This window comes from Corynebacterium sp. HMSC22B11 (assembly GCF_001815965.1).
Lineage (GTDB): Bacteria > Actinomycetota > Actinomycetes > Mycobacteriales > Mycobacteriaceae > Corynebacterium.
Genome location: NZ_KV823470.1, coordinates 1 through 24895 on the forward strand (window position 1 = coordinate 1; position 24895 = coordinate 24895).

A 24895-nucleotide genomic window follows, 5' to 3' on the forward strand; every position below is an offset into this window, starting at 1 on the left:
CTGAAAATCAGACACACTTTTTGCTACTTAACCCACGAATCTGGCACGACTTGGCGCGGAGGAGAGGGCACCTCATCGCCGCTGCATGATCGGACGGGTGAACCGAAATTGCGTGATTTCCGCTTGGCCGAAACTCGCCTGGTGGGGCGACCTTGGCCAAAACTAGGTGGGGGTGTGGTGACACGGAAAATCAAGACCCTATAAACTTGGTCGATGTCCAACGCTGACTGGCGACACAGGCCGTCAGCAACCATGAATACACAGGAGAGTGCACTCGTGAAGAGCTCTGTTGAAAAGCTCAGCGCTACCCGCACCAAGATCACCGTCGAGGTACCCTTCGACGAGCTCAAGCCGGAGTTCGACAAGGCGTATGCCTCCCTGAGCCAGCAGGTCAGCATCCCCGGCTTCCGCAAGGGCAAGGTCCCGGCGAAGATCATCGAGACCCGTCTCGGCCGCGGCGTGGTCCTCGACCAGGTGATCAACGAAATGCTGCCGTCCCGCTACAGCCAGGCTGTCGAGGAGCACGACGTCAAGGCTCTCGGCCAGCCGGAGATCGACATCACCGAGCTGAAGGACGGCGAGTCCGTCACCTTCACCGCCGAGGTTGACGTCCGTCCGGAGATCGAGGTCCCAGACTTCTCCGACATCTCCGTTGAGGTCGACGCCATCAAGGCCGACGACGAGGCCGTTGAGGGCGAGCTGAAGAACCTGCAGGCTCGCTTCGGCACCCTGAAGTCCGTCGACCGCAAGGTCAAGAAGGGCGACTTCGTCTCCATCGACCTGTCCGCCACCGTTGACGGCGAGACCGTGGACGAGGCCACCACCGAGGGCCTGTCCCACGAGGTCGGCAACGACTCCCTCATCGAGGGCCTGGACGACGCCCTGGTCGGCATGAAGGCCGGCGAGGAGTCCACCTTCACCTCCAAGCTGGTTGCCGGCGAGCACGCCGACGAAGAGGCAGAGGTTACCGTCAAGGTTGATTCCGTCAAGGAGCGCGAGCTGCCGGAGCTGGACGACGACTTCGCACAGCTGGCATCCGAGTTCGACACCCTGGATGAGCTCAAGGACTCCCTGGCGACCCAGGTCGAGGAGCAGCTGAAGAACGGCCAGGCCGGCCAGATCCGCGATAAGGTCCTCGAGGCCGCGCTGGAAAAGGTCGAGGTACCGCTGCCGCAGTCCGTGGTTGACGAGCAGGTGCAGGGCCAGATCCAGCAGCTCATCAGCCAGTTCGGTGGTGACGAGAAGGTCTTCGAGCAGATGCTCGCAGCTCAGGACATCACTCGCGAGAAGTTCGAGGAAGATGCTCGCGAGGCCGCTGAGGGCTCCGTCCGCACCCAGCTGTTCCTGGACGCCCTGGCTGACGTCGAGCAGCCGGAGGTCTCGCAGGAGGAGCTGATGGATCACATCGGCTTCACCGCTGCCCAGTACGGCATGGACCCGAACCAGTTCATCATGCAGCTGCAGCAGGCCGGCCAGATCGGCAGCCTGTTCGCTGACGTCCGCCGCGGCAAGGCTCTGGCGATCAACATCTCCAAGAGCTCCGTGAAGGACTCCGAGGGCAACGAGATTGATCCAAAGCAGTTCTTCGGCACCGAGGAGGAGTCCGAGAAGGCCGAGGAGGCCAAGAAGGACGAGAAGCCGAAGAAGGCCGCTAAGAAGTCTTCCGCGAAGAAGACCACCAAGAAGGCTGCTAAGAAGTCCACGGCGAAGAAGACGACCAAGAAGTCGACCGCCAAGAAGTCCACGGCGAAGAAGACCACCAAGAAGTCGACCGCCAAGAAGACGACCAAGAAGGCCGCAGCGAAGAAGACCCCGAAGAAGGCTGCAGCCAAGAAGAGCGAGGATAAGTAAACCTCGCGCACGCTAGCCACCCGGCCTGCCTCGCCTGACTCGGTTCGGTGAGCGCCGGTGGCGTCGTGACACTAAAGCAACGGCTTTGACCGACCGCTTTGACCCAGCACCCCTGGAGGAATACTCCGGGGGTGCTGTGCGCTTAAAGCGAACAGGGGCTTTTCATCGGGCACGACCCGAGGGTTAGTCGCTACTGTGGAAGCCACAAAGAATAAACCAATGAACGAAAAGGGGCACAATGAGCAGTCTTTCGAGCAGCCTCATGTCCGCCGACACGGCTGGGATGAACCTCAACGACTCGGTCTTCGAGCGTCTGCTGCGCGAGCGCATCATCTTCCTGGGTAGCCAGGTCGACGACGAAATCGCGAACAAGCTCTGCGCTCAGATCCTGCTGCTGGCAGCCGAGGACCCGGAGAAGGACATCTCCCTGTACATCAACTCGCCAGGTGGCTCCGTCACCGCGGGTATGGCCATCTTCGACACCATGCAGTACGCGCCCTGCGACATCGCCACCTACGGCATGGGCCTGGCCGCGTCCATGGGCCAGTTCCTGCTCTCCGCGGGCACGAAGGGCAAGCGCTACGCTCTGCCGCACGCCCGCATCATGATGCACCAGCCTTCCGCCGGCGTGGGCGGCACCGCGGCCGACATCGCCATCCAGGCGGAGCAGTTTGCACACACCAAGCGTGAAATGGCGGAGCTGATCGCTGGCTTCACCGGCCAGACCGTCGAGCAGATTACGAAGGACTCCGACCGCGACCGCTGGTTCACCGCCGAGCAGGCCAAGGACTACGGCTTCGTCGACCACGTCATCAGCTCTGCGAAGGAGAAGTAAAGAATGAAGATGCCAGAATCGCGCTACATCCTGCCATCCTTCGTTGAGCACTCCAGCTACGGGGCGAAGGAATCCAACCCGTACAACAAGCTCTTCGAAGAGCGGATCATCTTCCTGGGCACCCAGGTGGACGACGCCGCGGCCAACGACATCATGGCCCAGCTGCTCGTCCTGGAGGGGCTCGACCCGGACCGCGACATCACGATGTACATCAACTCGCCTGGTGGTTCCTTCACCAGCCTGATGGCCATCTACGACACGATGCAGTACGTCCGCCCGGACGTGCAGACCGTCTGCCTCGGCCAGGCAGCCTCTGCCGCCGCCGTGCTGCTCGCCGCGGGTACCCCGGGCAAGCGCGCCGCGCTCCCGAACGCCCGCGTGCTGATCCACCAGCCGGCCTCCGGCGGCGTGCAGGGCCAGGTCTCCGACCTGGAGATCCAGGCCAACGAGATCGAGCGCATGCGCCAGCTGATGGAGACCACCCTGGCGCGCCACACCGGTAAGTCCGCGGAGCAGATCCGCATCGACACCGACCGCGACAAGATCCTGGACGCCGAGGCCGCTAAGGAATACGGCATCATCGACCAGGTCTTCGAGTACCGGAAGCTCTCCGCTCAGGAGTAGCGGTCGATAGTTTCCGTGGGGCGTGGCCTCACGGTTCCCGCTACCGGGGCTGGTGATCCCAGCCCCTCAAGCCCCGCAGTGTTGCTCAGTCAGCGCAGCGGGGTTTTTGGGTAGTGTTGGATACCCCGCCGTAGCACCACCAATTTCTCAGAAAGACTGGTTCTCACAGATGCAAGAAAGCGCAGAGCTGCTGAAGTGCTCGTTTTGCGGCAAGAGCCAAAAACAAGTCCGCAAACTCATCGCTGGCCCCGGGGTCTACATCTGCGATGAATGCATTGAACTCTGCAATGAGATCATCGAGGAAGAGCTGGTAGCCACCAGCGCGCAGGAGCCACAGGGCAAGCTGCCGACCCCGTCCGAGATTTCCGCTTTCCTGGACAAGTACGTCATTGGCCAGGATGAAGCGAAGCGCACCCTCGCGGTGGCTGTCTACAACCACTACAAGCGCATCCAGGTTGAAGAGGCCAACGCGCTGGCCCGCCGTAATGACGATGAGGTCGAGCTCTCTAAGTCCAATATCCTCATGCTGGGGCCCACCGGCTCCGGTAAGACGTACCTGGCGCAGTCCCTGGCGCGCATGTTGGACGTCCCCTTCGCCATCGCGGACGCGACCTCGCTGACCGAGGCCGGTTACGTGGGCGAGGACGTCGAGAACATCCTGCTGAAGCTGCTGCAGAGCGCCGACTTCGACGTCGAGAAGGCACAGCGCGGCATCATCTACATCGACGAGGTGGACAAGATCGGCCGGAAGTCCGAGAACCCGTCCATCACGCGCGACGTCTCCGGCGAGGGCGTGCAGCAGGCGTTGCTGAAGATCCTGGAGGGCACGGTCGCTGCCGTCCCACCTCAGGGCGGGCGTAAGCACCCGAACCAGGAGTTCATCCAGTTCGACACGAAGAACGTGCTCTTCATCGTCGCGGGTGCGTTCGCGGGCCTGGAGAAGGTCATCGAGGATCGCCGCGGCAAGAAGGGCCTGGGCTTCGGTGCGGAGGTCACCTCCAAGAACGACCAGGTCAAGGACCCCTTCCAGTATGTGGAGCCGGAGGACTTGGTGAAGTTCGGGCTGATCCCGGAGGTCATTGGCCGCCTGCCGGTGGTTACCCACGTCGGACACCTGGACGAGGACGCGCTGGTGCAGGTGCTCACTGAGCCGAAGAACGCCCTGGTGCGCCAGTACCAGCGGCTGTTTGAGATGGATAACGTGCAGCTGGCCTTCGAGGACGGCGCGCTGCGCGAGGTTGCCCGCCAGGCGCTCGCGCGGGAGACCGGCGCGCGCGGGTTGCGCTCCATCATGGAGCGGATCCTGCTGCCGATCATGTACTCCATCCCTGAGGAGGAGGACATTGCCGAGGTGTTGATCACCGAGGCTGCCGCGAAGGGTGAATCCGAGCCGACCCGCCTGACCCACGAGGAGGTCGCCGAGCGGGATAAGCGCTCCGCTTAGGTGGGGCGCAAGGGGCAAGGCGACGAGGGGAGCGCGGTCCACTAGGGGGCAGTGAACCGCGCCCCTCCCTGTGCACCGCGTGGGGCGGGAGGTCGGTTGGCGGAGGTTACTCCTGCCAGAACTCCTCAGAGTCGTAGAGGCTCGCGGCAACCGACTCGCCCACAATCTCGGAGGGGGAGGAGTGGGTATAGGAATTATCCTGTCTGGTCCGCATCGGCGTGGTGAGGAAGGCGACGACGGCGTCGCAGGCAAGTTCGGTGACACCGGACTCGTTGTGCGGCTCGCGGACGTCCATCCCGTAGAGCGCGTAGAACGTGTTGCGGTGCAGGGTGGCGAAACCGGATAGCCCCAGGATGAGGATGTAGACATCCTCTGCGGACACCCCGGTGCGGAAGGCGCCGAGGTCGTGGCCGCGCAGGAGGGCCCGGTCGATCTGGAGAATGACGGGGGACTGTTCCAGCACGTCGATGCGGTTCGGTACGTCCGCCCGGTTGTAGAGGTTCTCCGCGGCGATCAGGCGCATGGAGTCCGGATTGCGCTGCGCCCGGGCGAGCGTTTCGCGCACGAGGCGCCGCACTGCCTGCACCGGGGTGAGGCTGGCGATGTCGTCCTCGAACTTCTTCGGTTCAGCCGGCCAGAGGGTTGCCAGTGCGTAGCGCAGGGCCTCCTCGTAGAGGTCTTGGTTATTGCTCAGCAGGGCGTGCTTGGTGGGGAGGTTACCGGCGCGTTGGATCGCCACCAGCTGGGCCTTCGGGATATCCGTCCCGTATTCCACGGCGATCGGCAGGGCGCACTCCATCGCTCGGGCGTAGTCGACCGGGTCGAGGTCGTACCGGTGCGCCGAGTGAGGAAGATGGCGAGCTGAGTCGTCGGTCATTGTTCCTCTCCAGTCAAAACTTTCTCTCCTCATCGTAATGACTGTTCGCGGGTAGGCTGGGGTCGGAAAGATCAATTGGGGGATATCGCCCCCGGTTGGTGCCCCCGATCCTGATTAAAGGCGGTTTCACTCATGGTTGATAACACTTCGCAGAACACCTCCGATGCCTTGAACGTGGCGGTTACCGGCGCAGCGGGGCAGATCGCGTACTCCCTGCTGTTCCGTCTGGCAGCAGGCGAGATCTGCCCGGGGCGGAAGGTGAACCTCCGCCTCATCGAGATCGAGCCCGCCAAGCGCGCTGCGGAGGGCGTGACCATGGAGCTGAAGGATGCCGCGTTCCCGCTGCTCGGGGACGTCACCGTCCACACCGACGCCCGGGAGGGCTTCCAGGACGCCGACGTCGTCTTCCTGGTCGGTGCGAAGCCGCGCCAGAAGGGGCAGGAGCGCGCGGATCTGCTCGCTGCAAACGGTGCGATCTTCGGCCCGCAGGGTGAGGCGCTGGGTGAGGTCGCCCCGAACGCCCGCGTGCTGGTGGTCGGCAACCCGGCGAACACCAACGCCGCTATCCTCGCCGCCCACGCTAAGGGCATCGCGCCGAACCGTATTACCGCGATGATGCGCCTGGACCACAACCGCGCGCTGTCCCAGGCTGCCGACCGCCTGGACGTCCCGGTCTCCGAGCTCTCGGGCATGGTCGTGTGGGGCAACCACTCGGCATCCCAGTTCCCGGACGCTACCGCCCTGCGTGCGGGCGGCGAGCCGGTCTTCGAGAAGCTGGGCGCAGAGTGGGTCAGCGAGGAGTTCATCCCGCGCGTGGCCAAGCGAGGCGCTGAGATCATCGAGGTCCGTGGCCACTCCTCTGCAGCTTCCGCGGCGTCCGCTGCCATCGACCACATGCGGGATTGGCTGCTCGGCACCGAGGGCGATGAGTGGGTCTCCGTCGCGCTGCCTTCCGATGGCTCCTACGGTGTTCCGGAGGGGCTGGTCTTCGGCTTCCCGTGCCGCAGCGTGAACGGCGAGTGGGAGATCGTCCAGGGCTTGGATCTGGGGGAGGAGCAGAAGCAGCGCATCGCGCGCACCCAGCAGGAGCTGGAGGAGGAGCTGGCTGCGGTGCGCGAAGCCGGCTTCATCGACTAGCCCCACACCGCTGTTCCGGCTGGTGGCTCGGGTTAGCCGACGAGCTGCCAGCCGTGTCCGCCCCGTCTACTACACTGGGATGAGTTCAACAGAATTTGTCCCCGAGTAAGTGATCAGGGTGCGATGACCAGCAATACTCCTGCAACGTCCCAGGGTGTCCAGCGCGGCGAGGATCGTTCGCAGCTGCTGCCCAATCAGTGGAACCCATCCGATGTGGAATCGGAGCTCTACGAAGGCTGGGTTTCGGCCGGCTACTTCAAGGCCGACGCGAAGAGCGATAAGCCGCCGTTCTCCATCGTCCTGCCACCGCCGAACGTCACCGGGCGGCTGCACATGGGCCACGCGCTGGATCACACCCTGATCGACGCGATGTCCCGCCGCCGTCGCATGCAGGGCTACGAGGTCCTGTGGCTGCCGGGCTCCGACCACGCAGGCATCGCCACCCAGACTCGCGTGGAATCCGACCTGAAGAAGCGCGAGTCCAAGGATCGCTTCGATTACGGACGCGAGGAGTTCATCGAGCGCGTCTGGGAATGGAAGGATGAATACGGTGGCCTGATCCAGCAGCAGATGCGCGCCATCGGCGACTCCGTGGACTGGTCCCGCGAGCGCTTCACCCTGGACGAGGGGCTGTCCCGCGCCGTCCAGACGATCTTCAAGGCCCTGTTCGACCAGGGCATGATCTACCAGGCCAACCGGATGGTCAACTGGTCGCCGGTGCTGCAGACCGCTATCTCCGACATCGAGGTCAACTACGAGGACGTCGAGGGCGAGCTGGTCAGCCTCCGTTACGGTTCCCTCAACGACGACGAGCCCCACGTCATCGTCGCGACCACCCGTGTGGAAACGATGCTGGGTGACGTGGCTGTCGCGGTGCACCCGGAGGACGAGCGCTACGCCGACCTCGTCGGCACCACGCTGCCGCACCCGTTCCTGCCGGACCGCGAGATGGTCATCATCGCGGATGACTACGTGGACCCGGAGTTCGGCACCGGTGCGGTGAAGATCACCCCGGCGCACGATCCCAACGACTTCGCGATGGGGCAGCGCCACGACCTGCCGATGCCGGTGGTGCTCGACGAGACCGGCCACGTGTCCGGCACCGGTACGCAGTTCGACGGCATGGATCGCTTCGAGGCCCGCGAGAAGATCCGCCTGGCCCTCGAGGAGCAGGGCCGTGTTGTGGCCCGCAAGCACCCCTACGTGCACTCCGTTGGTCACTCCGAGCGCTCCGGCGAGCCGATCGAGCCGCGGCTGTCCCTGCAGTGGTGGGTGGACGTGAAGAAGCTGGCGAAGATGTCCGGCGACGCCGTCCGCGAGGGGGATACGACCATCTACCCGGCCTCCCAGGAGCCGCGCTGGTTCGACTGGGTGGACAACATGCACGATTGGACCATCTCCCGCCAGCTGTGGTGGGGCCACCGCATCCCGATCTGGTACGGGCCTAACGGCGAGGTCGTGTGCTGCGGCCCGGACGATGAGCCGCCGACGGGTGAGGGCTGGCGCCAGGACGAGGACGTGCTGGACACCTGGTTCAGCTCCGCCCTCTGGCCGTTCTCCACGATGGGCTGGCCGGAGAACACCCCGGACCTGCAGAAGTTCTACCCAACCTCCGTGCTGGTCACCGGTTACGACATTTTGTTCTTCTGGGTCGCCCGCATGATGATGTTCGCCACCTTCGCGGACACGCTCGAGGGCTCCCCGCTGCACGGCAAGGCCAATGGCGAGGACCCGGCTGCCCGCGATGGGCGCCCGCAGGTGCCGTTCAAGGACGTCTTCCTCCACGGTCTCGTTCGCGACGAGCACGGCCGCAAGATGTCCAAGTCCCTGGGCAACGGCATTGATCCGATGGACTGGGTGCGCGACTACGGCGCTGACGCGCTGCGCTTCACCCTGGCTCGTGGTGCCAACCCTGGTGCGGACTTGCCGGTTGGTGAGCACTCCGCGCAGTCCTCCCGTAACTTCGCGACGAAGCTGTACAACGCCACCAAGTTCGCGCTCATGAACGGCGCGCAGATCGGCGAGCTGCCGCCGCGCGAGGAGCTGACCGACTCGGACCGCTGGATCCTCGACCGCCTCGAGGCCACCCGCGCCCTCGTCGACGATGCCCTGGAGCGCTACGAGTTCTCCCTGGCTAACGAGAACCTCTACAAGTTCGCCTGGGGCGAGTTCTGCGACTGGTACCTGGAGATCGCGAAGGTGCAGATCCCGCGCGATTGGGACTCCGCCACCGAGGAGGAATACGCCCGCGGCGTGAATACCCAGGTGGTGCTCGGCCGCGTCCTCGACGCGGTGCTGCGACTGCTGCACCCGGCGATGCCTTTCGTCACGGAGACGCTGTGGACCGCCCTAACCAAGGACGTCGAGGGATACCCGGAGTCCCTGGTCATCGCCGAGTGGCCGGACCAGTCCATGACCAACAACGGTGCCGAGCCGGACGAGCTGGCCGCCCGCCGCATGGCGGACCTGGAGAAGCTCGTCACCGAGCTGCGCCGCTTCCGCGCCGACCAGGGCGTCAAGCCAAAGCAGCGCGTCCCGGGGCGCCTGGACTTCGCCGCCGTGGACCTCGAGGAGGAAGAGGCAGCCATCCGCTCCCTGGCACGCCTCGAGGAGCCGGGAGATGACTGGGAGACCACCGCCTCCATTGAGCTGCGCCTCAGCCAGGCCACGATCACCGTGGAGCTGGACACCTCCGACGCGGTGGATATTGAGGCCGAGCGCAAGCGCCTGGAGAAGGATCTCGCCAACGCCCAGAAGGAGCTGGATAACGCGGCGAAGAAGCTCAGCAATGAGAACTTCCTGAACAAGGCGCCGGAGCACGTCGTGGCGGATATCAAGGAACGCCAGGTCGTGGCCCAGGAGGAGTTCGACCGCATCACCCGCCGTCTGGAGGGCCTGCCAAAGAAATGACCGATTCGACGGATCGTGACTTCAACACCACGTCGGCCGAGGATCGCGGCCACGGCGGGGCAGGGGATGCCGGTGCGGCCGAGCTGACCGGCCAGGAGGCAGCCGCTGCCGCGTCCGACGTCGGTGGCGTGCGCCTCGACGAGCACGGCCTAGCGCTGCCGATCGACGCGGCCGGCGCGAAGCCGGGCGAGGAGGACGGCCAGCTGAGCGGCGACGACGCCCTGCCGCCGCGGCCCATCACCGAGGAGAATCTGGCGGACCTCGCCGCGGTCGAGGCCGAGCTGAATCAGCGCTGGCCGGAGACGAAGATCGACCCCTCCCTGGAACGCATCGAGATGCTCATGGACCTCTTGGGCAACCCGGAGCGCTCCTTTGCCACCATCCAAGTCGCTGGCACTAACGGCAAGACCTCCGTGGTGCGGATGATCGAGTCCCTGCTGCGGGCGTTCCACCGCCGCACTGGTCGCACGACCTCCCCGCACCTGCAGCTGGTCACCGAGCGCATCGCCATCGACGGTGAGCCGATCCACCCGGAGGACTACATCCGCATGTGGCGGGAGATCCAGCCGATGGTGGAGATGGTGGACGCGAAGTCCACGGCCGAGGGTGGCCCGCAGATGAGCAAGTTCGAGGTGCTGGTCGCCCTCGCCTACAGCGCCTTCGCGGACGCCCCGGTGGACGTCGCCGTCATCGAAACCGGCATGGGTGGGACCTGGGATGCGACGAACGTCGTGAACTCCGATGTCTCGGTGATCACGCCCATCGGTATGGACCACACGGACTTCCTCGGCGACACCCTCACCGAGATCGCCGGTGAAAAGGCAGGCATCATCAAGCCCCGCTGGGACCGTGAGGATCTGCTCACGCCACCAGAGAACATCGCGATCATCTCGGAGCAGGAGCCCGAGGCGATGCGCGTGCTGCTAGAGCGGTCCGTCGAGGTCGACGCCGCGGTGGCTCGCGCAGGTGCTGAGTTCGGTGTCGTGGAATCCACCGTCGCGGTGGGTGGTCAGCGCCTGACGATCAAGGGCCTTGCCGGGACCTACGACGACATCTTCCTGCCGCTGTCCGGGGAGCACCAGGCCCGCAATGCCGCGACCGCCTTGGCCGCGGTGGAGGCCTTCTTCGGGGCGGGCGGGGACCGTCAGCTGGACGTCGACAAGGTGCGCGAGGGTTTCGCCACCGTGGCTTCCCCCGGTCGGCTGGAGCGCGTGCGCGCCACCCCGAGCGTGTTCATCGACGCCTCCCACAACCCACACGGCGCGGCCGCTTTGGCTAAGGCCGTGGACCGGGACTTCGATTTCCGCCGCCTCATCGGCGTGGTCGGGGTGCTGGGGGACAAGGATGCCCGTGGCATCCTCGCCGCGCTCGAGCCGGTCCTCGACGACGTCGTCGTCACGGAGGTGCAGTCCCCGCGCGCCCTGCCGGTGGATGTGCTCGCCGAGTACGCCCGGGATGCCTTCGGGGAGGAGCGGGTCCACGTCGCCGAACAGCTGCCGACCGCGGTGGAGACTGCGATCCAGTTGGCTGAGGACGATAGCGATGGCATGCTGGCCGGGGCCGGGGTGCTGATCACCGGCTCTGTGGTGACCGCAGGTGAGGCGCGAACGCTGTTCGCCAAGAAGCCCGAGTAAAACGCTCGAGTACACAGGAGGATTGGAAGCAGATGGCGCGCAAGCCGGCTGAAGAACTGGAGATGGGGCCACTCGGCCCAGGACACGCCCCAGCCAATGACCCGATGAAGGGCATCCGCGGGGTCATGGCGGGCACCCTGATCCTGGAGGGGATCGTCATGCTGCTGGGGCTGACCGTGGTCGGCCGCGTGGATTCGGGGCTGGGCCCGGTCTGGCTGCAGTTCGGCTACGTCCTGGCCGTGGCGGTGCTGATGTTCGCGGCGGCCTTCATGCAGAAGGCTGACTCTGCGGACAAGATCAACTGGGGCCTGCAGATCCTGGCCCTGATCGGGGTATTCGCCAACCTGGTGATCGGCGTGATGGCCCTGATCTTCATCGGCGTGTGGTGGTACATCTACCACCTGCGCAAGGTGGTCCAGGAGCGCATGAAGCGCGGCCTGCTGCCGAGCCAGCACGTCTAGCGAACCACGCCTCCTCTACAGCGCTAGCGAGCGAAAAGCCTCCCCACCAGCCCAACTTGAGGGCGGGTCGGGGAGGCTGAGGCTTTTAGGGCTTCTCGCGGTGCGGGGCTGCTAGCCCTCGAAGGGCACCTTCGCCAGCTCGCGGCGCAGGATCTTGCCGGTGGCGTTCTTTGGGATGGCATCAACGAACTCCACCGCGCGAACCTTCTTGTACGGCGTCACGCGGTCGGCGACCCAGCCCATGAGCTCCTGTGCCCCCAGCTCCGAGCCCTCACGCTTGACGACGAACGCGCGCGGGATCTCCAGGCCGTCGCGCTCCGCGCCGACGACGCCGACGTCTGCGATGTCTGGGTGGGAGAGCAGCAGGCTCTCCAATTCGGCCGGTGCGACTTGATAGCCCTTGTACTTAATGACTTCCTTGGCGCGGTCCACGATGCGCAGCCCGCCATCCTCACCGAAGTGGGCGATGTCGCCGGTACGCAGCCAACCGCCCTCGATGAGCGTTTCGGCGTTGGCCTCGTCGTTGTTCAGGTAGCCCCTCATGACCTGCGGGCCACGCACGAGAACTTCACCGGCCTCGCCCTCGGGAACATCTTCCAGGGTGTCGATATCAACGAGGCGGATTTCCGTGTCTGCCACCGGCTTACCGACGCTGGAATGATCGGCGTCGCCATGGAGGTTCAGGGCGACCAGCGGTGAGGCCTCCGTCATGCCCCATCCCTGCACGACCTTTGTGTCGAGGCGTTCTTCGACCGCGCGCATAATTGGAGCGTCGATCGGTGCTGCGGAGGAAACCATGAGCTTCGAAGCCGGAGCGCTCAATCATCTCCCGTACCTGCATCAAGTTGCTGGTGAGATTGCGGTGAGTCAGCTGCACGCCCTTCGGCAATCCGGTGGTGCCGGAAGAGAAGGGGACAGCGGCAACCGAGTCAGGGTCGATATCGACCTCTGGAGCGGGTTTCGGATTGCCCTGTAGGGAAGCCAGTTCCATGGAGAAAATCTGTGGGAGTTGCTCCATATTGGTCGGGCCGATGAACAACTTGGCTCCGGCAGCTTCTACGATGTGCTCCACGTCTGCCTGGTTCATGAGCATGCCGATCGGGTTGACGATGGCCCCGGCTCGCAGGATACCGAGCAGGCTGGCGGCGAAGTTAATGGAATTGGGTACCTGGAGGGTGACCACGTCGCCCTCGCCGATGCCTCGAGATGCCAGTTCAGTGTTGTGTGATCTATGTCTCATAAATAATAGTGTCTGTTATAAAAATTATTTCGCTATTTCCATTACGTCAGCGAAGAGACCAGAACACATGGGGGCAAAGGGGAAGCCCAAGGGGCGAGGGCTTTAAGAATTCGCTATCCTTAGGAACCATGACTGAACGCACTCTCATCCTCATTAAGCCGGACGGTGTCGCTAATGGCCACGTCGGCGAGATCATCTCCCGCATCGAGCGCAAGGGCCTGAAGCTCGTCGAGATGGATCTGCGCACCGCAGACCGCGCAACCGCAGAGAAGCACTACGAGGAGCACAAGGATAAGCCGTTCTTCGGCGAGCTCGTGGACTTCATCACCTCCGCACCGCTGGTCGCGGGCATCGTCGAGGGCGAGTCCGCCATCGCTGCCTGGCGTCAGCTGGCCGGTGGCACCCACCCGGTCGAGGCAGCCACCCCGGGCACCATCCGCGGCGACTTCGCACTGACCGTCGGCGAGAACGTCGTTCACGGCTCCGACTCCCCGGAGTCCGCTGAGCGCGAGATCGCTATCTGGTTCCCGAACCTCTAAAACACTTTCACAGCATAACGTCCCGGCAAGCCCACATGGGCTCGCCGGGACGTTTTCTTATGCTGCGGGGGCGGTGCCGTTACTTGCTTGCTAGACCACGGGTAGCGCGGAGGCTGTCCTGATATTCCTTGCTGGCTTCCTCGGTCAGCGTCAGCCATTGCTCGGTGCTACCGCGGTGTCGCATTTCGCGGATCCGCACCACCTTCCCGTGCGCATCGGCTTCGTTGAGCGCCGCTTTGACCTCGTGCTCGACAGCCCCGTCCGAGACCAGCTCCGCCACGAGCTCGCTTTCCAAGCGCTGATAAATTCCGGGCACGAGCTCATCAGCATGCATGAAGGCCACGATGGCATCCGGGCCCTCGAACACCTGGCCAGTCCCACGTGGCGCGGAATCATTGCCCGCGTCGCCGAAGAGCTGTGGTGGCGCCGCATAATGCGTTGGGTGGTGCGCCCCGGAGGTGAAGTACCACGCCATCCCCAGGCCGGTGGCGATCGCTGCCGGAATGACGACCAGCCACGGCGCCGCGGACTGCGCGAGGTTCAGCGCCACATAGGCCGCGGAGTAGGGGACAACGAAGCGCAGCACCTCGCGCCAGTTGAACTCGGTCCGCTGCAGCTTCACATCCGGCTTGAGCGGATCGTAGTCGTTCATGCGGTAGCCATGCCGGTTGAAGAACTTCATATAGCCGAAGACCATCAGCCCCAGCAGAAAAGCAATCGCCACGAAACCCATCCACACTTCTGGCAGGGCCGAACAGGCGATGACGACGAGCGTCCACGCAACGCCGAGGCTCCAACCGAGCACCGTGGAAGGTTGATGCTTCGCGTAGTGGCCTTGAAGCTGCTTTTCGCTGATCTGGAACATTCCATCAGGTTAGCAACCGGTGCAGACACGATCTCTCGGGACGCTGGCTACCTCCCGGCGGGGGAAGTTATGACAAGATGGGGGACAGGATTTTCCTTATACCCGTACCCACAACGACGATGCGGTTCGGCAGGGGTAATCCAGCACACTTAAACATCGTTTGCGAACACACCTCCATCGCCAGGCCTCCTTTTAAGGCGCCCGGCCCCGGTGTCGCTCTGGCGCCTGGCTGGCGCGGCGGCCGTCGTTTCTGCAGGTCCGCTGCTGTTCTCGATCTTTTTCTTTAGGACGCCGCCAGCTAGCGCGAGAAAATCTTTCAAGGAGAAACGTGGCTTTTACGCCGGAACCAGCGCTGATTGAATCGGCCGGAAGAATTAATACTGAAAGCTTCGGTCGCAGGGTGCGCGTGCACTCGGTGGCCAAGGAACTGGGGATCACCAGCAAGGAGTTCATCGCCGTGCTGGGGGAGTTCGGGATCACCGGCAAGGTGCCTTCCTCGACGCTGTCGAACGAGGAGGCCACCGACGTGGTCTCTCGTCTGGCTGGTGGGGGAGGGCTAACCCAGTCTGGGCAGCCAGCGGCGAAGGACGAGGCGGACACCGCCGAGCCCGCTGCCGACAAGGCCGGGGCAAGGGAGACCGCGGCCAAGAAGGCGGGAGCCAGGAAGACCGCTGCCAAGAAGAGCGTGAAGAAGTCCACGGCCAAGAAGGCTGCGGCTAAGAAGAGCGCCAAGAAGGCCACGGCCAAGGAGGCGCCGTCCGAGCAGGAATCCCTGGAGCAGGACGTCGCACCAGAAGCGACTGAGCAGCAGGAACAGCAGAAGCAGGCTGAGCCCAAGAAGTCTTCCCGCAAGAGTGCTCAAAAGAGTGCCCAAAAGAGTGCGCAGAAGGCTACCAAGAAGGCCGCCGCGAAGAAGACAACCAAGCGCACCGCCAGCAAGAAGGCGGAAGCCAAGAACACCGAGGCGGAGAACGCACAGCAGCATCAGTCCGCCGAGGCGTCGCAGGCTCAGGCTGAGGAAGCGGGGTCCACGACCCCGGAGCAGCGGGCTGCGAACAATGAGGAGGCTCCGCAGCCCGCTCGCCGCCGCGTGCGCCGAATCGTGCGCCGCGTGGGCAGCCGCGCCATCCAGCAAGACACGGCAGCGGCGACAGCCGAATCGGCGGAGGAAGGGTCCACGCAGCAGACAGTCTCGAAGAAGTCCGAGACTAAGAAACCGGAGCCCAAGAAGAAGGAACAGAAGGCCGAGCAGCGCCCCGCCGAGCCGCAGCCCGCGGCCGAGGAGGAGACCCCGGCCGATCAGCTGCACCCGGGCGAGCGCGAGGAAGCGGACATCGTCGACGAGCCGGTGCGCCTGAAGGGCTCCACCCGCCTGGAATCCAAGCGCCGCTGGCGTGAGGAAAACCGTGAGCGCGGCCGCCACAAGGCCATCAGCCGTTCCGAGTTCCTCGCGCGCCGGGAGTCCGTGCACCGCCAGATGATGGTGCGCGACGCCGAGCGCCACGACCACACCGGTCTGACGACCCAGGTGGGCGTCGTTGAGGATGGCCAGCTGGTGGAGCACTTCGTCACCAGCGACACCCAGCAGTCGATGATCGGCAATATCTACCTGGGCCGGGTGCAGAACGTCCTGGCCTCCATGGAGGCGGCTTTCATTGACATCGGCACCGGCCGCAATGCCGTGCTCTACGCCAGCGAGGTCAACTGGCACTCCCCGCACCTGCACTCCAAGTCCCGCCGCATCGACCAGGCGCTGCGCTCGGGCGACCAGGTGATGGTCCAGGTCATCAAGGACCCGGTCGGGCACAAGGGCGCCCGTCTGACCAACCGCATCAGCTTCGCGGGTCGCTACCTCGTGTACTTCCCGGGCGGCACCACTGCGGGGATTTCCCGCAAGCTGCCGGAGGCCGAGCGCAAGCGCCTGAAGGAGATCTTGCAGCGCGTCGTGCCGGGCCAGGGTGGGGCGATCATCCGCACCGCCGCGGAAAACGTCGCCGAGGAGCTCATCGAGGAGGACGTCAATCGCCTCCACAAGCAGTGGCTGAACATCGAGAAGACCGAGGCTAAGGAGCGCAAGTCCAAGGGCGCGAAGCCGGTGACGCTCTACGAAGAGCCGAACATGCTGATCACGGTCATCCGCGACCTGTTCAACGAGGACTTCTCCGAGCTGCTCGTCGAGGGCGATAAGTCCTGGCGCATGGTCCGCGACTACATGGGCCGCATGGCCCCGGAGCTGATGGACCGGGTGCACAAGTGGCACCCCGAGCAGCACGCCGACGAGGACGTCTTCGCCGCGCACCGCCTCGACGACCAGCTCGCCAAGGCGCTGAGCAGGAAGGTCTGGCTGCCCTCCGGCGGTCACCTGGTCATCGACCACACCGAGGCGATGACCGTCATCGACGTCAACACCGGCTCCTTCGTGGGCTCCGGTGGCAACCTCGAGGAGACGGTCACCGAGAACAACCTCGAGGCGGCCGAGGAAATTGTGCGCCAGATGCGGCTGCGCGACATCGGCGGCATGATCGTCGTCGACTTCATCGACATGGTGCTGGAGGAGAACCAGGACCTGGTGCTGCGCCGCCTCATCGAGTACTTGGGCCGCGACCGCACCCACCACAAGGTCAGCGAGGTCACCTCGCTGGGCCTGGTTCAGATCACCCGCAAGCGCCTGGGCGCCGGCCTGCTGGAGACCTTCTCCACCACCTGTGAGTGCTGCGACGGCCGTGGCGTGATCGTGCACCCGGACCCAGTCGAGCAGGACTTCAACGAGGAGCCGGAGCGCCGCCGCCGTTCCTCCCGCGGCAATGGTCGCGGCCGTGACGAACAAGGCTCGAAGGAGCAGCGCAACAGCCAGGGCGCGCAGCAGCGTCAGGACGGACGCGGAGGCCAGGGGTCCAAGAACCACGGCCGTGACGAGCAGGGCGACCAGCGCCGTGAGAATGTGAAGCGCCACGCGGACAAGGGCTCCAAGTCCAAGGCCTCCCACGGCAAGGGGCGCGGGGACTCCCAGGACCACCGTAACTCCGAGGGGCAGGAACGCCGCTCCGGTTCTGAGTCCGCTGCAGAGCGTGGCGGGGAGCAGAAGCAGGAGACGAGGACGTCGCGCCGGGGCGGTCGCCGTTCCGTTCAGCGTCGCTCCAATTCTTCCGTCAAGGACGCCACCGCCCGCACCGAGCAGGGGTCCGCGGAGAAGGAACGGTCTGCCGAACGATCGGGCGAGGCCTCCCAGGTCGACCAGAAGCGCGCTCCGCGTCGGGTGGTTCGTCGCCGCATCGTGCGGCGCACGGCACCTAGCCAGCAGCGTGATGGCTCTGGCCAGCGCAAGTCTGCGGCGAATGCGGATGCCCCGGAGCTGAAGATCTCCTCCCGCGAGGACCGTGGCTCTGAGCAGCGGGATGATCAGAAGAAGTCCGAGCGGGGCTCCCAGGGGGCGCGACGCCGGGGCCGCCGGGTGGTGCGCTCGACGCCGCGTGCTCGCCAGTCGGGTGCGGGTCAGGCTGGTTCGCCCAAGTCCCACGGGGAGCAGGGCGAGCAGCAGCGTTCCGGGCAGAAGCGAGGCTCCGAAGGCGATCGCCGCAACGCCGGGGCGCGACGCTCTGGGACCCGGGGTGCTGGGAAATACGGTGCCAACACCTACGAGGAGGCGGTAACAGAGTTCGAGAACTCGCCACGCCGTCGCCGCCGCACCCGCGGCAATTCCGTGTCGGATCGCCGTCCGCAGCCGGAGGACTTCGGCCAGAAAGCCGAGGCCGGCCAGGCCAAGGACGAACCCAAGCGGGAGGGCCGGGACGCCGGGAGGTCCGAGCAGTCGGCGAAGGGTGGATCCCAGGGCAGGGCGCGGGGCCGTCGCCGCCGGGTGGTGCGCAGCAACCCGCGGCGCTAGCCCCAGGGCAGCGCTCTCCCTTCACGGGTGGGCGCTCAGCCCGCGGTCATGCCTGAGCCACCGTTGCGTGTTCGGCCGCGGGCAGGGAAGGGAGGGGAGCGATCCTGTTTCGCCACATCAGCCCCACCCTTCACGGCCTGGCGGTTTCGCCGGGCGCTACCTGCGATGGGCTGGAAAAAGATTTTGGTTTTCCAGCCCCTGCTGGGTAGTATTGAGCAGTCGCTGTTCATTGCCCCTAACCGGGCCCGGCTTGTTATGCCGAAATGAACACACTTAATTTTGCATATTGTCCAGTCAGGATGCTCGCGTCGCACGTGGGATCGTCGTCGAGAGCTGCCTGAGTCGAAGAGATTTATAAGGGGTAGCCCTACCATGTACGCGATCGTCAAGACCGGCGGCAAGCAGTACAAGGTTGCCGAAGGTGACCTCGTCAAGGTCGAGAAGATCGAGGGTGAGCCAGGTTCCGCCGTGGCTCTCACCCCGGTTCTCGTCGTCGATGGCGCGGATCTGACCTCCGGCGACAAGCTGGAAAACGTCGCCGTGAACGCAGAGATCGTCGAGCACGTTCGTGGCCCGAAGATCCGCGGAATGCACTACAAGAACAAGACCGGTTACAAGCGCCGCTGGGGCCACCGTCAGGCCCTGACCGTGCTGAAGATCACCGGCATCAAGTAATAACCGAGACGCGTCCGTGCTGAGTGCGCGGGTGCTCTTACTTCTTCCCGAGGAGGGAGACTCATGGCAACTAAGAAGGGTGCTTCTAGCTCCAGTAACGGTCGCGACTCCGAGGCAAAGCGTCTCGGTGTTAAGCGCTTCGGCGGCCAGCAGGTCAAGGCGGGCGAGATCCTCATCCGTCAGCGCGGTACCAAGTTCCACCCAGGTGTGAACGTTGGTCGCGGCGGCGATGACACGCTGTTCGCACTGAAGGCTGGCGCCGTCCAGTTCTCCACCAAGCGCAACCGCCGCCTGGTGAACATCGTGGAGGACGAAGCCGTCGAGGCTTAAGGCCCGCGGTTTTCAAACCCACGAGCACGAAGCTCCCGCACGTTTCGCCCCACCGGGGCGAGGGCGGGAGCTTCTTTGCATTATTCGCTAAAATTTGAATCCGATCGAAGGAAGGACTTACATCCATGTCGCAATTCGTTGACCGGGTCGTTCTGCACCTCAAAGCCGGCGATGGCGGCAATGGCTGTAACTCCGTGCGCCGCGAGAAGTTCATGCCCCTGGGAGGGCCGGACGGCGGCAACGGCGGTCACGGCGGGGACATCATCCTCGAGGTCGACCCCCAGGTACACACCCTGCTGGACTTCCGCTTCTCCCCGCACGTGCGTGCCGAGCGCGGCAACAACGGCGCCGGTGACGACCGTCACGGCGCTCGTGGCAAGGACCTGACCCTCCACGTCCCGCAGGGAACCGTCGTCATCGACGAAGATGGCGAGGTCCTCGCCGACCTCGTCAGCCCCGGGCAGAAGGTCATCGTCGCCCAGGGCGGTTTCGGTGGGTTGGGCAACGCCTCCCTGGCCTCCAAGACGCGCAAGGCTCCGGGCTTCGCGCTGCTCGGTGAGCCCGGCGAGCAGAAGGACGTCACCCTCGAGCTGAAGTCCATGGCCGACGTCGGCCTCGTAGGCTTCCCCTCGGCGGGTAAGTCCTCCCTGATTTCCGTGCTTTCCGCGGCCAAGCCCAAGATCGCGGACTACCCCTTCACCACGCTCGCACCGAACCTCGGCGTGGTCAGCGTGGATCACGATACCTTCACTATCGCCGACGTCCCGGGCCTCATCCCCGGCGCCAGCGAGGGCCGCGGCCTCGGCCTGGACTTCCTCCGCCACATCGAGCGCACCGCCGTCCTAGCGCATGTCGTGGACGCAGCCGCGCTGGAATCCGAGCGCAACCCGCTGGACGATATCCGCGCCCTCGAGCACGAGCTGGACAGCTACCAGAGTGAGCTCAGCGCCGATGCGGGCCTGGGCGACCTCCGGGAACGTCCCCGCGTCATCATCCTGAACAAGATGGACGTCCCGGACGCCGAAGACATGGCGGACCTGCAGGAAGAGGAGCTGAAGAAGTTCGGCTGGCCGATCTTCCGCATCTCCACGGTCGCGCGCACCGGGCTCAACGAGCTGCGGTTTGCCCTGATGGACATCGTCCGGGAGCACCGCAAGAAGGTCGAGGACACCCCAGCGCCACAGCAGGTCATCCGCCCGCAGTCGGTGGGGCCGAAGCGCAAGGGCCGCTTCGCGGACTTCGAGGTCCACGAGGATAAGCAGAACCCGGGCGCGTTCATCGTCACCGGGCACAAGATCGACCGCTGGATCCTGCAGACCGACTTCGAGAACGACGAGGCCATCGGCTTCCTCGCCGATCGCCTGGCCAAGGCCGGTGTCGAGGAAGCCCTGTGGCAGGCCGGTGCTGTGGACGGTTCCGAGGTCACCATCGGTGGGATCACCTTCGAGTGGGATCCGCAGACCGTGGCGGGCGTGGACCAGACCCCAGCGTACGGCCGCGGCAAGGACCGCCGACTGGAGCAGACGGACCGCGTGACCGCAGAGCAGCGTAAGCGTGCCTCCCAGGCACGACGCGGCCTGATCGACGAATATGATTACGGCGACGGCGAGGTCGCGGACACCGAGCGCTGGCAGGGTTAGCGCGACGTTGAGTAGCGAATTAGATAACGTTTAGATAACTCAAAAGCCTCAGAATTCATAAGTAATTTGGCATACTGGTGGGCATGTCTGCAGCGAGCAACGAAAATTCAATGCCCACACAGCAGCTAGATGCCACCACGATGCCGGAACCCGGCACCGTGCGTCACCGCATCGCCAATGCCAAGCGGCTGGTGGTGAAAATCGGATCCTCGTCCCTCACCGACGAGTCCGGCCGCGTGGACCCCGCCCGCATCGACACCATCGCCGATGCTCTGGAAGCCCGCATGTCGGATGACACGGACCTCATCGTCGTCTCCTCCGGTGCAGTGGCCTCGGGCATGGACCCGCTGGGCCTGCGCCAGCGCCCCAGCGACCTGGCCACCAAGCAGGCGGCCGCCTCGGTGGGCCAGGTGCTGCTCGCCCAGGAGTGGGGGAGGAGCTTCGCCCGCTATGGCCGCACCATCGGCCAGGTGCTTCTGACCGCCGCCGACGCCGGCCGCCGCGACCGCGCCCGCAACGCGCAGCGCACTATCGACCGCCTGCGCCAGCTCTCCGCCGTACCGATCGTCAACGAAAACGATACGGTCGCGACCTCCGAGATGCGCTTCGGCGATAACGACCGCCTCGCCGCCATCGTCTCCCACCTCGTCTTCGCGGACGCCCTCGTCCTGCTCTCCGACGTGGATGGTCTCTACGACCGCAACCCGAACGAGCCGGATGCACAGTTCGTCTCCGAGGTGCGCAGCAGCAACGACCTCTCGGGCGTCGCAGCGGGCGACGGCGGTCGCCTCGGCACCGGCGGCATGGCCGCGAAGGTCACCGCTGCTCGCCTGGCCTCCCGAGCGGGCGTTCCGGTGCTGCTGACCTCCACCGAGAACATCGCCCCAGCCCTGGAAAGCGCGTCCGTGGGCACCTGCTTCTGGCCCGAGGAAGATCGCCTGTCCGCGTGGAAGTTCTGGGTGCTCTACGCCGCCGAGTCCCGCGGCGCACTGCAGCTCGACGATGGAGCGAAGGAGGCCGTGGTCGACGGCAACAAGTCCCTCCTCGCAGTTGGCGTCACCCAGGTCATGGGTGACTTCAACCGCGGCGACATCGTGGACCTCGTGGGCAGCGACGGAAAGATCTTCGGCCGCGGCGAGGTGAACTACGACGCCACCGACCTGGTCCCGATGCTGGGACGCCACACATCGGAGCTTCCGGGCGACGCGCAGCGCCCTGTGATCCACACCGATTACCTCTCTTATTACGCCAACCGGCAGCCGCCCCGCCGCCAGCAGCTGCTTAGTTAGGCACAAGATTTCCGAGCCCCACCAGGGGCAATCCTAAATTTTCCCAGCGATGAAAGAGGCATGATGAGCGAAAAGAACGATAACCTTTCCCCACAGCGTCAAGCCGAGCGCGAAGAAGTGCTCGCCAAGGCCGCCAAGGCGAAGCAGGCTAGCCGGGTCGTGCTCACCACCCAGCAGAAGAATGACCTACTGCTCGCCGCCGCCGACGCGCTGATCTCCAACACCGACGCGATCCTCGAGGCCAATGCCAAGGACGTCGCCGCGGGCCGCGAAGCTGGCTTCGACGAGGCTCTGATCGACCGTCTCGCCCTGGACGCCGACCGCATCGAAGGTATCGCCGGCGGGCTGCGCCAGATCGTCGGCCTGCCGGACCCGGTGGGAGAGGTCGTCCGCGGCCACACCCGCCCGAACGGCATCGACCTCAAGCAGGTCCGCACTCCGCTCGGCGTGATGGGCATGGTCTACGAGGCCCGCCCGAACGTCACCGTCGACGCCTTCGGCCTGGCCATCAAGTCCGGCAACGTACCGCTGCTGCGCGGCTCCCGCTCCGCCCGCCAGACCAACGAGAAGCTGGTGGAGCTGCTGCAGGACGTCGCCGCCGAGCAGGGCCTTACCCGCGACATCGTCCAGCTGCTGCCGTGCGATAGCCACGACTCTGTCCAGGACCTGGTCACTGCCCGCGGCCTGGTCGACGTCGTCATCCCGCGCGGTGGGGCGCGACTGATCGAGGCGGTTGTTCTGAACGCGACCGTGCCCGCGATCGAGACGGGCACGGGCAAGTGCCACTTCTACATCGACGCCTCCGCCGACCTGGACGAGGCGATCCAGCTACTGCTCAACGGCAAGACCCGCCGCTGCTCGGTGTGCAATGCGACCGAGGCCGTCCTGCTGGATGCGGCCCTTTCTGAAGACGCCAAGAAGCGAGTCTTCGCCGAACTGGCTGCTGCCGGCGTGCGCGTCCACGGCGTGAAGGCCGAGCTCGATAGCCTGGCCGAGGACGTGGTGGAGGCCACCGAGGAGGACTGGACCGACGAGTACCTGAGCTTCGATATCGCCGCCGCGATCGTGGACGGGGTGCGTGGCGCGGTGGAGCACATCACCACCTACAGCTCCGGTCACACCGAGGGGATCTCCGCGCGCGACTACGAGGTGCTGCGCTACTTCGAGAAGCACGTGGACGCCGCCGCGCTCTCCCTGAACACTTCCACCGCCTGGACAGACGGCGAGGAGTTCGGCTTCGGCGCGGAGATCGGCATCTCCACCCAGAAGCTGCACGCCCGCGGGCCGATGGGCCTTCCGGAGCTCACGAGCACCAAGTGGGTGCTCACTGGTGAAGGCCAGACCCGCCCCTAGGCGACACAGCGCGCACCGGCCCCGCGACCCCGGTGCGCTAGCCTAAGCAGCATGACTAACACCCCGTCCCCGGCCACGGAGGCTCCCGCGAATCCCGACTCGCCGCGCCGCGTCGGCGTCATGGGTGGGACCTTCGACCCCATCCACAATGGCCACCTGGTCGCCGCGAGTGAGGTTGCGGACCGTTTCGACCTGGACGTCGTCGTCTTCGTCCCCACCGGGCAACCCTGGCAAAAGAAGGGTAAGCGGGTCTCCCCGGCGGAAGACCGCTACCTGATGACCGTCATTGCGACCGCCGCGAACCCGAGTTTCCGGGTCTCCCGGGTGGACATCGACCGTGGGGGAAACACTTACACGGTCGACACGCTGGCGGATATGCGCAAGATCTACCCGGACGCGGAGCTGTTCTTCATCACCGGCGCGGACGCGTTGAACCAGATCATCACCTGGCGGGACTGGGAATCCATGTTCGACTTGGCAAACTTCGTCGGGGTGACCCGGCCTGGTTACGAGCTCTCGATGCTGGACTCCCCGTTGGCCCGGGAAGTGGAAGCCGGGAGGTTGAGCCTGGTGGAGATCCCCGCGATGGCGATCTCCTCCACGGACTGCCGGGAGCGCGCGATGAGCGGCCGGCCAGTCTGGTACCTCGTCCCCGACGGGGTGGTGCAGTACATCGCCAAGCACCGCATGTACGCCGATTAGGCGACATTCAGCAACCTACGGCGCCCCGCACTGCCCGACGCGCCGGGAACACGCGGAGCCCTCGCGGATGCCCAGCTATCATGGGGGCCAGAGCATACTTCTTTAGAAAGGTTTCGCTTGACCGCACAACCAGAATCCATCGCCCTCGCCAGTCTCGCTGCCCAGGCGGCAGATGAGAAGAAGGGCGAAGACATCCTCGTCATCGACGTCTCCAACCGCCTGGCCATCATCGACTGCTTCGTGATCGTCACCGGCGATAACGAGCGCCACGTGCAGTCCATCGTTGACGAAGTCGAGGATCACCTGGCCGAAAATGGCACGAAGCCCCTGCGTCGCGAGGGTCGCGGCGAGGGACTGTGGGTGCTGCTGGACTACGGCGACGTCGTCGTCCACGTGCAGCGCCGCGCGGAGCGCGAGTACTACGCGCTGGATCGTCTCTTCCTCGACGCCCCGCAGATTGAGGTCGAGGGCGTGGAGCAGGTCGATCGCGGCGCCAACTGGGATCCGGATGCTGAGGTGGATGTCCTCGACGTCCAGACCATCGACGATCTGCCGTTGGCTGGCCCAGAGCCCGACGTCGACGAGCTCTAAAACCCGGCCACGATC

At 65.1% G+C, this 24895-nt stretch carries 21 protein-coding genes; 17 read left to right on the plus strand and 4 right to left on the minus strand.

Annotation, left to right across the window (positions count from 1 at the left end):
- The first annotated feature begins 276 nt into the window (after positions 1 to 276).
- The 4 genes from tig to clpX all read left to right on the plus strand — a co-directional run bounded on the left by tig (position 277) and on the right by clpX (position 4754).
- Positions 277 to 1851, plus strand: a complete 1575-nt coding sequence (tig, locus tag HMPREF3088_RS00485; protein WP_070757572.1) for a trigger factor — start codon at positions 277 to 279, stop codon at positions 1849 to 1851.
- Positions 1852 to 2113: 262 nt separating this feature from the next.
- Entirely contained in the window at positions 2114 to 2686 is a 573-nt protein-coding gene (locus HMPREF3088_RS00490; RefSeq protein ID WP_210398556.1) for an ATP-dependent Clp protease proteolytic subunit, read from the plus strand.
- A 3-nt stretch (positions 2687 to 2689) separates the two neighbouring features.
- Complete coding sequence (locus HMPREF3088_RS00495; protein WP_070757576.1) at positions 2690 to 3310, plus strand: ATP-dependent Clp protease proteolytic subunit; 621 nt, start codon at positions 2690 to 2692, stop codon at positions 3308 to 3310.
- 169 nt (positions 3311 to 3479) lie between these two features.
- Positions 3480 to 4754 (plus strand): ATP-dependent Clp protease ATP-binding subunit ClpX, encoded by a 1275-nt coding sequence (gene clpX / locus HMPREF3088_RS00500; protein ID WP_070757578.1) that lies wholly within the window; start codon positions 3480 to 3482, stop codon positions 4752 to 4754.
- A 106-nt stretch (positions 4755 to 4860) separates the two neighbouring features.
- On the opposite strand, the gene HMPREF3088_RS00505 is transcribed toward clpX, so the two are convergent.
- A complete protein-coding gene (locus tag HMPREF3088_RS00505; protein WP_070757580.1) occupies positions 4861 to 5631 on the minus strand; it encodes a hypothetical protein in 771 nt (256 codons plus the stop codon).
- Between the two features lie 132 nt (positions 5632 to 5763).
- Between HMPREF3088_RS00505 and HMPREF3088_RS00510 the strand changes: the two genes are divergently transcribed.
- From HMPREF3088_RS00510 to HMPREF3088_RS00525, 4 genes are all read left to right on the plus strand, one after another.
- Positions 5764 to 6768, plus strand: coding sequence for a malate dehydrogenase (locus tag HMPREF3088_RS00510; RefSeq protein ID WP_070757582.1), 1005 nt, complete (start codon positions 5764 to 5766; stop codon positions 6766 to 6768).
- Positions 6769 to 6891: 123 nt separating this feature from the next.
- Positions 6892 to 9678 (plus strand): valine--tRNA ligase, encoded by a 2787-nt coding sequence (locus tag HMPREF3088_RS00515; protein WP_070757583.1) that lies wholly within the window; start codon positions 6892 to 6894, stop codon positions 9676 to 9678.
- Positions 9675 to 11312 (plus strand): bifunctional tetrahydrofolate synthase/dihydrofolate synthase, encoded by a 1638-nt coding sequence (locus HMPREF3088_RS00520; protein WP_141759408.1) that lies wholly within the window; start codon positions 9675 to 9677, stop codon positions 11310 to 11312. Before HMPREF3088_RS00515 ends, HMPREF3088_RS00520 begins: the two co-directional genes overlap by 4 nt.
- A gap of 32 nt (positions 11313 to 11344) precedes the next feature.
- A complete protein-coding gene (locus HMPREF3088_RS00525; protein ID WP_070757584.1) occupies positions 11345 to 11773 on the plus strand; it encodes a DUF4233 domain-containing protein in 429 nt (142 codons plus the stop codon).
- Between the two features lie 111 nt (positions 11774 to 11884).
- On the opposite strand, the gene HMPREF3088_RS10590 is transcribed toward HMPREF3088_RS00525, so the two are convergent.
- Positions 11885 to 12535, minus strand: coding sequence for an AMP-binding protein (locus tag HMPREF3088_RS10590; protein ID WP_246817960.1), 651 nt, complete (start codon positions 12533 to 12535; stop codon positions 11885 to 11887).
- Positions 12417 to 13013, minus strand: coding sequence for an AMP-binding protein (locus tag HMPREF3088_RS10595; RefSeq protein WP_246817961.1), 597 nt, complete (start codon positions 13011 to 13013; stop codon positions 12417 to 12419). The genes HMPREF3088_RS10590 and HMPREF3088_RS10595 overlap by 119 nt, the downstream gene beginning before the upstream one ends.
- 128 nt (positions 13014 to 13141) lie before the next feature.
- Here HMPREF3088_RS10595 and ndk point away from each other — a divergent pair, with 128 nt between their 5' ends.
- Entirely contained in the window at positions 13142 to 13552 is a 411-nt protein-coding gene (ndk, locus tag HMPREF3088_RS00545; RefSeq protein ID WP_070757592.1) for a nucleoside-diphosphate kinase, read from the plus strand.
- Positions 13553 to 13631: 79 nt separating this feature from the next.
- Here ndk and HMPREF3088_RS00550 read toward each other — a convergent pair whose 3' ends face one another.
- Entirely contained in the window at positions 13632 to 14417 is a 786-nt protein-coding gene (locus HMPREF3088_RS00550) for a hypothetical protein (protein ID WP_070757593.1), read from the minus strand.
- 328 nt (positions 14418 to 14745) lie between these two features.
- Between HMPREF3088_RS00550 and HMPREF3088_RS00555 the strand changes: the two genes are divergently transcribed.
- The 8 genes from HMPREF3088_RS00555 (at position 14746) to rsfS (ending at position 24880) form a co-directional block, all read left to right on the plus strand.
- Entirely contained in the window at positions 14746 to 18300 is a 3555-nt protein-coding gene (locus HMPREF3088_RS00555) for a translation initiation factor IF-2 N-terminal domain-containing protein (protein ID WP_070757595.1), read from the plus strand.
- A gap of 372 nt (positions 18301 to 18672) precedes the next feature.
- Positions 18673 to 18975, plus strand: a complete 303-nt coding sequence (rplU, locus tag HMPREF3088_RS00560; protein WP_012360616.1) for a 50S ribosomal protein L21 — start codon at positions 18673 to 18675, stop codon at positions 18973 to 18975.
- Positions 18976 to 19038: 63 nt separating this feature from the next.
- Positions 19039 to 19305 (plus strand): 50S ribosomal protein L27, encoded by a 267-nt coding sequence (gene rpmA, locus HMPREF3088_RS00565; RefSeq protein ID WP_012360615.1) that lies wholly within the window; start codon positions 19039 to 19041, stop codon positions 19303 to 19305.
- A gap of 125 nt (positions 19306 to 19430) precedes the next feature.
- Positions 19431 to 20945 carry a GTPase ObgE gene (gene obgE / locus HMPREF3088_RS00570; RefSeq protein ID WP_070757597.1) on the plus strand — a complete coding sequence of 505 codons (1515 nt, stop codon included), beginning with the start codon at positions 19431 to 19433 and terminating at the stop codon, positions 20943 to 20945.
- Positions 20946 to 21055: 110 nt separating this feature from the next.
- Positions 21056 to 22234: a glutamate 5-kinase gene (gene proB, locus HMPREF3088_RS00575; RefSeq protein WP_246817976.1), complete on the plus strand. Its 1179-nt coding sequence runs from the start codon at positions 21056 to 21058 to the stop codon at positions 22232 to 22234.
- A 63-nt stretch (positions 22235 to 22297) separates the two neighbouring features.
- A complete protein-coding gene (locus tag HMPREF3088_RS00580; RefSeq protein ID WP_070757806.1) occupies positions 22298 to 23587 on the plus strand; it encodes a glutamate-5-semialdehyde dehydrogenase in 1290 nt (429 codons plus the stop codon).
- A gap of 51 nt (positions 23588 to 23638) precedes the next feature.
- Positions 23639 to 24289 (plus strand): nicotinate-nucleotide adenylyltransferase, encoded by a 651-nt coding sequence (gene nadD, locus HMPREF3088_RS00585; RefSeq protein WP_070757599.1) that lies wholly within the window; start codon positions 23639 to 23641, stop codon positions 24287 to 24289.
- Positions 24290 to 24406: 117 nt separating this feature from the next.
- Positions 24407 to 24880 carry a ribosome silencing factor gene (rsfS, locus tag HMPREF3088_RS00590; protein WP_070757601.1) on the plus strand — a complete coding sequence of 158 codons (474 nt, stop codon included), beginning with the start codon at positions 24407 to 24409 and terminating at the stop codon, positions 24878 to 24880.
- Positions 24881 to 24895: the final 15 nt, after the last annotated feature.

Coding starts and splice junctions, on each gene's coding strand:
- HMPREF3088_RS00490 (WP_210398556.1), top strand. CDS start 2,114: ATGTCCGCCGACACGGCTGGGATGAACCTCAACGACTCGGTCTTCGAG.
- HMPREF3088_RS00495 (WP_070757576.1), top strand. CDS start 2,690: ATGAAGATGCCAGAATCGCGCTACATCCTGCCATCCTTCGTTGAGCAC.
- clpX (WP_070757578.1), top strand. CDS start 3,480: ATGCAAGAAAGCGCAGAGCTGCTGAAGTGCTCGTTTTGCGGCAAGAGC.
- HMPREF3088_RS00505 (WP_070757580.1), bottom strand. CDS start 5,631: ATGACCGACGACTCAGCTCGCCATCTTCCTCACTCGGCGCACCGGTAC.
- HMPREF3088_RS00510 (WP_070757582.1), top strand. CDS start 5,764: ATGGTTGATAACACTTCGCAGAACACCTCCGATGCCTTGAACGTGGCG.
- HMPREF3088_RS00515 (WP_070757583.1), top strand. CDS start 6,892: ATGACCAGCAATACTCCTGCAACGTCCCAGGGTGTCCAGCGCGGCGAG.
- HMPREF3088_RS00520 (WP_141759408.1), top strand. CDS start 9,675: ATGACCGATTCGACGGATCGTGACTTCAACACCACGTCGGCCGAGGAT.
- HMPREF3088_RS00525 (WP_070757584.1), top strand. CDS start 11,345: ATGGCGCGCAAGCCGGCTGAAGAACTGGAGATGGGGCCACTCGGCCCA.
- HMPREF3088_RS10590 (WP_246817960.1), bottom strand. CDS start 12,535: ATGCGCGCGGTCGAAGAACGCCTCGACACAAAGGTCGTGCAGGGATGG.
- HMPREF3088_RS10595 (WP_246817961.1), bottom strand. CDS start 13,013: ATGAGACATAGATCACACAACACTGAACTGGCATCTCGAGGCATCGGC.
- ndk (WP_070757592.1), top strand. CDS start 13,142: ATGACTGAACGCACTCTCATCCTCATTAAGCCGGACGGTGTCGCTAAT.
- HMPREF3088_RS00550 (WP_070757593.1), bottom strand. CDS start 14,417: ATGTTCCAGATCAGCGAAAAGCAGCTTCAAGGCCACTACGCGAAGCAT.
- rplU (WP_012360616.1), top strand. CDS start 18,673: ATGTACGCGATCGTCAAGACCGGCGGCAAGCAGTACAAGGTTGCCGAA.
- rpmA (WP_012360615.1), top strand. CDS start 19,039: ATGGCAACTAAGAAGGGTGCTTCTAGCTCCAGTAACGGTCGCGACTCC.
- obgE (WP_070757597.1), top strand. CDS start 19,431: ATGTCGCAATTCGTTGACCGGGTCGTTCTGCACCTCAAAGCCGGCGAT.
- proB (WP_246817976.1), top strand. CDS start 21,056: ATGCCCACACAGCAGCTAGATGCCACCACGATGCCGGAACCCGGCACC.
- HMPREF3088_RS00580 (WP_070757806.1), top strand. CDS start 22,298: ATGAGCGAAAAGAACGATAACCTTTCCCCACAGCGTCAAGCCGAGCGC.
- nadD (WP_070757599.1), top strand. CDS start 23,639: ATGACTAACACCCCGTCCCCGGCCACGGAGGCTCCCGCGAATCCCGAC.